Annotated in this window: 7 protein-coding genes; all 7 read right to left on the minus strand. The window is 43.7% G+C overall.

The genetic code is table 11. The features are described 5' to 3' along the window. Positions 1 to 2: 2 nt before the first annotated feature. On the minus strand, positions 3 to 902 hold the full coding sequence (locus OCV61_RS12905; RefSeq protein WP_202188983.1) for a carbohydrate ABC transporter permease: 900 nt from the start codon (positions 900 to 902) through the stop codon (positions 3 to 5). A gap of 220 nt (positions 903 to 1,122) precedes the next feature. After that, a complete protein-coding gene (locus tag OCV61_RS12910) occupies positions 1,123 to 2,409 on the minus strand; it encodes an ABC transporter substrate-binding protein (protein ID WP_158422134.1) in 1,287 nt (428 codons plus the stop codon). Positions 2,410 to 2,671: 262 nt separating this feature from the next. Continuing rightward, on the minus strand, positions 2,672 to 3,688 hold the full coding sequence (locus tag OCV61_RS12915; protein WP_158422135.1) for a LacI family DNA-binding transcriptional regulator: 1,017 nt from the start codon (positions 3,686 to 3,688) through the stop codon (positions 2,672 to 2,674). Between the two features lie 552 nt (positions 3,689 to 4,240). Beyond that, the gene (locus OCV61_RS12920; protein WP_158422137.1) at positions 4,241 to 4,891 is read right to left on the minus strand and encodes a DUF624 domain-containing protein; all 651 of its coding nucleotides are present in this window, start codon (positions 4,889 to 4,891) and stop codon (positions 4,241 to 4,243) included. A gap of 264 nt (positions 4,892 to 5,155) precedes the next feature. After that, complete coding sequence (locus tag OCV61_RS12925) at positions 5,156 to 5,755, minus strand: cytidylate kinase-like family protein (protein WP_158422138.1); 600 nt, start codon at positions 5,753 to 5,755, stop codon at positions 5,156 to 5,158. A gap of 16 nt (positions 5,756 to 5,771) precedes the next feature. Further along, positions 5,772 to 7,127 carry an ArsB/NhaD family transporter gene (locus OCV61_RS12930; protein WP_158422139.1) on the minus strand — a complete coding sequence of 452 codons (1,356 nt, stop codon included), beginning with the start codon at positions 7,125 to 7,127 and terminating at the stop codon, positions 5,772 to 5,774. Positions 7,128 to 7,188: 61 nt separating this feature from the next. Then, positions 7,189 to 7,590 carry a hypothetical protein gene (locus OCV61_RS12935; protein ID WP_262582966.1) on the minus strand — a complete coding sequence of 134 codons (402 nt, stop codon included), beginning with the start codon at positions 7,588 to 7,590 and terminating at the stop codon, positions 7,189 to 7,191. Positions 7,591 to 7,815: the final 225 nt, after the last annotated feature.

Genomic DNA, 7,815 nt, shown 5'->3' on the forward strand with positions numbered 1-7,815 from the left:
CTCTACTCTGCAGTCAAATCTTTCTTCAGGAAGCACATGTAAATCAGACTGATTCCAAATACAATAATAAAGATCAGAATGGCAAGTGCTGAACCATAACCGAAATTCAGGAAGGTCATCAGCTGCTTGTATGCATACATGGCAATACTCTCTGTACCATTGGCACCGCCTGTCAATACGCTTACAAGGTCGAATACACGGAATGCATCCAGTGTTCTGAACAGAAGTGCAACCAACAGGGATGGCTTTACGATGGGCAGCGTGATCTTGAAAAATCTCTGGAATACATTTGCACCATCGATTTTTGCCGCCTCATACAGTCCCTCGTCAATAACCTGCAATCCGGCCAGAAGCAGCAGCGCCATATACGGTGCCGTTTTCCATACATCCGTGATCACCATAGCCATAAAGCTTCCGCTCCTTGTACTGAGCCATGCTTTATATCCGTCAATGATGCCAAGTCTGTAAAGAATATCATTAAACATACCATACTGATCATTGTAGATAAATTTCCACATCATAGCAGATACAGATGTGGGAATTGCCCAAGGCACAAGGATCGCTGCACGTACCAGACCTCTTCCCTTAAATGCCCGGTTCATGATCAGAGCTGCTGCAAAGCCGATGATCAACTCCAGTGCCACCGTTGCAATTGTAAATTTCAGTGTGAACATAATGTCCTCACCGGCACGGCTGTCGGACAGGATTTTTGCATAATTTTCAAGTCCGATCCATGGAAATCCTGTCTGTGGCCTTTTCAGGTTCATCTCATGAAAGCTGAGCCAAAAGGTACGCAGAATAGGGTATGCCTGGATCACTCCCAGAACAACAAGGGCAGGAGCAAGCATAGCCCATGCAGTTCTTGCCTCCTTAACCTGCGATTTCATCTTTTTCGTTTTCAAGGTTTTATTCCTCCATTGCCTGTCTCAAAAACAGGGCTGCTGCAATAAACAGCCGCTGTGAATAAATATGCATTTTATTCATCAGTGCGTATTTAGTGCAGCAGCCCCGGTAATAACTATCTTGTAAAGCGGAAATTTGCAATCCGCTCCGCTACTTGCTCATGAACGCGGTCGCTTTGCGATCTGCGTTCAAAATTACTTTCCGGTCAGACTTCTATAATTACTGAAGTCCTTCTGCCTCTTCCTGAAGTGCATTTAATGCGTCTTCTACAGGGGTCTCTCCAGTCAGAGCTGCATGTACGTTTCTCTGGATTGCATCAGATAATAAGGAGTAATCCGGAGTAGATGGACGGCCTTTACCAGTCTCGATGATTGAATAGAAATCTGTGTAGAATGGGATCTGCTCAAGTACATCTGCATCAGAGTAAACAGCTTTTACTGTCGGCGGCTGAGAAGAGCTGAGGCAGAATGCTTTCTCTTCTTCCTCAGAAGATAACCATTTGATGAATGTCTTAGCTGCTTCTTTGTGCTCGTCGTCAATGTATGTATTTACAGCAAGGTCAAGACCGCCAAGGCAGCTGTGTGCTGTATCGCCTTCATTGTATACAGGAAGCATTGTCATACCAACTTTTCCTGCAACTTCAGACTGCTCTGCATCGTTAAATGTATTCCATGTACCGGACCATGTACGGCATGTGAGAGCTTTGCCCTCCTGGAATACCTGCTGTGACTCTGTCTCAGCATATGTGGTTGTTCCTTCCGGAGCATATGTTCCAATGTAATCATGCATCAGCTGTGTAGCATCGATTGCTTCCTGAGTATTGCATGTAGGATTTCCGTCCTCGTCAAGTACACTTGCGCCGAAGGATGCAAGGAACTCAACCCAGTTGCAAACCATAGCCTCGCTCTGTGCTCCCTGGTAGCAGAATGCATAATCAATACCGGAATCTTCGCCAAGCTTCTCATATACATCGATCCATCCCTGATATGTGGTTGGAACTTCTGTAATTCCCAGATCCTCAAGTACATCTGTACGATAGAACAGTGCAGATGCGTTTGTGAACCATGGTGCTGCATAAAGCTTACCATCGTATTTTGCACCTTCTACTGTACCATCCAGGTATGCGCTCAGCTCATCCTCTGTGTACAGATCATCCAGTGCCTCGACCCATCCGGCAGATGCAAACTCTGCTACGTAAACAACATCAAGTGCCATAACATCGATGCTTGTATCCTCAGATACCATCTTGTTTACAAAATCATCATGAAGGTTGTTAGCGTCCTGTGGAAGATGATAGGACTGAACCTCGATCTTGTCCTGGCTCTCGTTGAATGCCTTGATTGCTTCTTCTGTAGGAGTGCCAACGCCCTCATCAAAAGCAAAAGTAAGTGTGATCTTGTCGCCGGATGCGTTTTCCTCATCTGCAAAGACGAAAGCAGACTGAGATGCAGTCATAGCTGCGATCACGCCAAGTGCTGTAGCTCTTCGTAACATTGTTTTTTTCATGTTATATCCTCCTTAGATATATGATTTTTTATCTTGCACCCTTTCGGGAACAGTTTCTTAAATTTTTTCTGAAAAAGGCCGCAGTTTTCCCGTAGGAAAGCGCTTACCCACTTTCTAAAAAAGTATCCTGCCTGATAACAGCTGATGTTACAAAGCAGGATGCCTGTGCTCATCAGAAATGAACAAATCTTTCTATTATTACTGCTTAACTATGATACCTGTGGATTATTTCATACTTTATAATCTTACAATTCTTGTATCATCAAATCTTTTTAACGCTGAATCTGCGGATGATCTTGTGAGGAACATATGTAAGCTTCTCAGTGGTTTTCTCCTGGTTTTCAATCAGGGAAAACAGCTCTTCGGCTGCTTTCTTGCCCTCATCATAATAAGGAATCCGTACCGTAGATAATGCAGGGGTCACATACATAGAAACCTCAGAATCGTCGATCCCCATAACGGAAATGTCTTCCGGTACCTTCATGCCAAACTTGGCAATGCACGCCTGAGCGCCAACCGCCGTCATATCACAGCAGGCAAGCACAGCTGTAGGAAGTACCATGCTCTCCTCATAGATCCGCTGCATAGCCTTTACTCCACTGTCGTAGGAGAAATCACCGATGGTAATATAGGACTCCGGTATCTCCAGTCCTAACTTATCTACTGCCTCGCGAAAGCCCTGAAGCCTTAATGTCCCAGAAGAATAGTCCTCCTTAGGTCCACTGATATAAGCGATGCGCTTATGTCCATTGGCTGCCAGAAACTCTACCGCATCGATCACAGCTTTCTTATTGTCATGGATCACTGTATTGATCTTTGTTTTTCCGTCAGAAGCCTGCTGTGTAAGAAGTACCACAGGAAAATCCAGATCCAGCATCCATTTCACACAGTCACTGTCAATGTTCATACCTGCCAGCAACACTCCGGATACCCTCTGCTCCTGCATTCTCTCAAGCAGCACCTTTTCTTTCTTCCTGTCTCCGTCCGACTCACAGATCATTACTGTAAAGCCTTTCTTCTGACAGACACGGTTGATTCCTTTAATGCTTGTAGAAATAACCGAATTGGAAACGTCCCGCACGATCACGCCAATGATATTGGACTTATCTGTTGCCAGTCCTTTGGCAAATGTGTTGGGTTTGAACCGGTTCCTTTCTACCGCATCCAGAACTCTTTGTTTCAGTTCCGGGCTTACCGCCTTTGTATCGTTGATCACTCGGGATACGGTAGCGATGGAAACCTTTGCCTCGTTTGCAATGTCTTCAATCGTAACTGCCATGCCTTATTCCTCCGCTTATCAGGAAAGCCCTTTCCTTGATTAAGAAGTTATCACTCTTTCCTGTTTTTGTCAATAATATTCTAAACTTTTCCTTGCTTTTTGATCGTTTTCGTCACTATGCATAGTTTTGAATGTTTGTTTTTGGATACTTTTCCGGCTTTTCCCGCTGTTTTAGGTAAGCGTTTTCTTCGCTAAGGCCTTCTATGCTTTTCTGTACACTTCTATTCTTATCATATTGGATCAAAAGCCCACGGCTATGATACCTGCAGATTGCTTCATACTATGCACTCCCATAATCCTACCCTATATTCGCATATCACAGGAAATTCAAGAATGCCTCGGCATTCTTGCTGCGAGGTGCGCGTCATGCAATTGCATGACTTACTTCTCCTGCGCACCTCTGCAATCCTGCCGGAGGCTATATCAGCTGGGGGATTGACTCCCACCACTGATACCAGCTTGTTTCTCACCACCTATAGAGGTGGGAGTCATCTCCCAGCTGATATTCCACTTTTATGCTCATAGTCTATGTCTTGCCTCATATCCTTGTTTCTAATCTTCCTCGCTGAACAGCTCCGGAAGCAGCGGCTTCAGTGCCCTTCTGTGTAATCCTACACAGACGTAGGCAGGACAGGAAAACCAGAAGAGAAGAATCAGCGGCAGCATACGCAGCATTAGTGATACAGACATCATAAGTACCGAAAGAACTGAAGCAGTGAGAAGTGTAGTCAGGATCACCAGAGGAAATTTGGCCAGAGCCAGCAGAAAACTGTTTTTCAACTCATCTTTATTCCATTTTTCTGTTTTAGCTGCAATAAATGCTGAATACTGAAAGATACCTGACAGGATCAGGAAAAGTACCACATAAATCCCGCAGAATAAGATACGTCCTGTCCCTTCCATGGTTTTCAAAACATAATTCACATTAAAGCCAAGCCCAATGCAGCATACCAAGATCACGGTCCCGATCGGAATCATAGGCTTCAGGCTTTTTTTGAACACCTGGAAGAACCGTTTTGCTGAAAAACAACCTTCACCGTGAACATGCATTTCATTCATACTGTCTGTCATGGCTGCGTAGGAGGCTCCCATGGTCACAACCGGCAGGGAGCATAAGATGAAGAGCAGATTGATCTCTGCCAATTCCAGAAGGATGGTCATAAATCTGAACAATGGGGAGTCTGTACCAAAAAATCGTTTCATTGTCTTTTCCTCTTTCTTGTGTATTTTCCTAGTTGAACATTTTTATAATGGAATGTGATAACAGCCAGGAAAGTGCTTTCCCGATTATCTTATATCTATATTTATCCAATTCCCGGTATGTTGTCAAGCCCTAACCTTACCGCACTTTCTGTTTCAATGAAAATAGCGCAGCCTTTTTAAAGACTGCGCCATTTCCTGATTGGCATTTTTTGGTTTATTACTTTTATTGCTTTTATTACTTTTATTATTTTTATTGTTACAGGTTTATTTTGTTCCTTTCATGCGTCTGTCAATGTAGTCTGCCAGGAAATCCACGCTTCCCTCAAGTCCTAACTTACTGCTGTTCAGGCTCAGATCATAAGTATGGGAATCTGACCATTTTGATTTACAGTGACTGTCATGGTATTTCTTTCTTTTTCTGTCTTTTTCTCTAATGAATCTTTCAGCTTCTTTCTCGCTTTTTCCATAAAGATGCTGCACACGGGCTACTTTACTTTCCATGTCACCAATGATAAAGACAGAAACCAGTCCTTCATAATCTTTCAGAATGGTTTCAGAGCAACGGCCTACGATCACAAAAGACTGGCCTTTCTCTGCTTTATCCAGAAGAAAGTTAAACTGCATGTTTGCCACATTGTCGGCCGGTGAACTGCTCATCCCATTGATAGAGCGGTACAAAAATTTGTTGTGCTTCATTTCGTCATATTCCTGAAGCTCCTGGCTATCCATATTATGACTGGCAGCCACTTCATCCAAAAGATTGTGGTCATACAGCGGCAGTCCATAACGCTTCGCCAAGCGCTCTGCGATCTCATGTCCTGCACTTCCGAACTCTCGTCCGATTGAAATAATTAACTGCTTCATCTTCTCTTCCCTCCCATCACGGTAAATAACGTACATATATCATAACCATGGAGATCAGAATCACAAGTATGGTCGCCGGAGCCATAGATTTGCAATATCTTCCCCACTTGATCATATGACCGCTCTTTGCTGCTGTGGCAATACCCACAACATTGGCAGATGCTCCGATTGGTGTGGCACTTCCTCCAATATCGGTTCCCATAGCAAGTGCCCATGCAAGGACGGAAATCTCAATCCCCTGTGTAGCTGCCAGACTGTTGATCACTGGGATCATGGTAGCAGCAAATGGAATATTATCAATAAATGCACTTGCAATTGCAGATACCCAGATGATAATGGCAATCATTACTTTCAGATTACCTCCACTGACATTTCCGATAAAGCCAGCCAGCAGCGTAAGGATTCCGGTCTTTTCCAGACCTCCTACGACGACAAACAGTCCTACAAAGAACAGAAGGGTTTTGTAATCTACTTTCTTCAGAAGATCAAGTGCATCTCTTCCTGCTGTAAGCAATGTGACAAGAGCAATGAATACTCCAATGCAGGATACGGTAAGTCCAGTCTGGGAATGTGTTACCAAAAGAACCACTGCACACAGGAAAATGATCCAGCTGATCACAAATCCGCCTTTACTGGTAATAGCCTCTGAAGGATCCGGATAATCTGCCGGATTCTTTGTGACGGTATTAGATGTCAGTTCCTTTCTGAATACCAGATAGAAATAAATCACAACTGCAACAAGAGATACAATTGCGATCAGACCTGTATTGGTCACAAAGTCAGAAAATGACATTCCCAGGGATGTTCCAATGATAATGTTTGGCGGATCTCCGCACATAGTAGCCGATCCTCCAAGATTTGCACAAAAAATCTCAGATAGGATCATTGGCACAGGGTTAAACTTTAATAGCTGGGACAATTCCACCGTAACAGCTGCCAGGAACAGGATCACGGTAATGCTGTCGATAAACATTGCAAGTACAAAGGAAAGTACCATAAATGTGATAAAAATCGGGATAATCTGGTATTTGACCATCTTGGCGATCTTCATACACAGCCAGCGGAAAAATCCGGATTTGGCCATACCTTCCACCATAATCATCATTCCGGCAATAAATACGATGGTTTCCCAGTTAATACCGCCAGAGGATTCACTGGCCTGTCCGGTTGTGTGCCAGAATGCTTCTGTGAAAAAGGTTTTCAGGTTCAAGGTATCTATAATCGCACTTGGGCTACGCATACAGATACCAAAAGTAACTACCAGGGTCAGAAGAGCACATCCCAACGTCACAATGTGTCTTTCCCAAACTTCTGTAATAATTAAAATGAACATTGCCAGAAAAATTATTACAGCCAATATCTGTGATATCATTCTCTCTTTTCCTCCATATATGTATCTTAGATATCATTATCCTTTTTCCGTATACAGAAGATCAGTGCTTTCTTCCATCCTGCTGATGTATATATCTTATGATCTGACTTCGTCCACCCACATTGCAGAGAATGCAGAACCGTCTTTTCTTTTCCATGTAATGAAAATTTACCAAAAAACAGATTGCCGCCAAAACGATCAGGCATACCGCAATGCCGTTCCTTTGCAGATAACGTCTTGCCTCTTCCAGGAACTCACAAGCCTGGCGAAGACCGGAAAGTTCTTCTGCGGTGTCCTGATTACTTCTTGCGAGTTCCGGTGACATCAATGAAACTAAAGCCGGGCTCTGTTCCAGACGTCCAACTGCTTCGGCCTGCACATCTGCAAAGTACGCCCCTGCAATGGCCATAATGATCCCCAGTGCGAAGCATATGAACTTTTGTATAATAGCCTGTCTGTTCATTGAACCCACCTCTGTATCCCGAAAAATTGCTTCGTATATCATAGCACAGGAAAAAACTTGTTTCAATTCTTTTTAGAAGGTGAAAACGCTGAAAAAAGCGCCCATTACTACGGGTAAAATGAACAGTAGTGACATGCTCCCACCACTTAAATCTCTAATTTTGAAGTGGGGGCTTCTTGCTCAATGGCTCTACTGAGCCAAGTATCTACAAGCTATCCTCGCGTG

Origin of the sequence: Blautia ammoniilytica, from assembly GCF_025566965.1 — a bacterium.
Taxonomy (GTDB): domain Bacteria; phylum Bacillota; class Clostridia; order Lachnospirales; family Lachnospiraceae; genus Blautia_A; species Blautia_A ammoniilytica.

Bases quoted from the DNA above. Each gene is read 5' to 3' on its own strand.
- OCV61_RS12910 (WP_158422134.1), bottom strand. From the start codon at position 2,409: ATGAAAAAAACAATGTTACGAAGAGCTACAGCACTTGGCGTGATCGCA.
- OCV61_RS12915 (WP_158422135.1), bottom strand. From the start codon at position 3,688: ATGGCAGTTACGATTGAAGACATTGCAAACGAGGCAAAGGTTTCCATC.
- OCV61_RS12920 (WP_158422137.1), bottom strand. From the start codon at position 4,891: ATGAAACGATTTTTTGGTACAGACTCCCCATTGTTCAGATTTATGACC.
- OCV61_RS12925 (WP_158422138.1), bottom strand. From the start codon at position 5,755: ATGAAGCAGTTAATTATTTCAATCGGACGAGAGTTCGGAAGTGCAGGA.
- OCV61_RS12930 (WP_158422139.1), bottom strand. From the start codon at position 7,127: ATGATATCACAGATATTGGCTGTAATAATTTTTCTGGCAATGTTCATT.
- OCV61_RS12935 (WP_262582966.1), bottom strand. From the start codon at position 7,590: ATGAACAGACAGGCTATTATACAAAAGTTCATATGCTTCGCACTGGGG.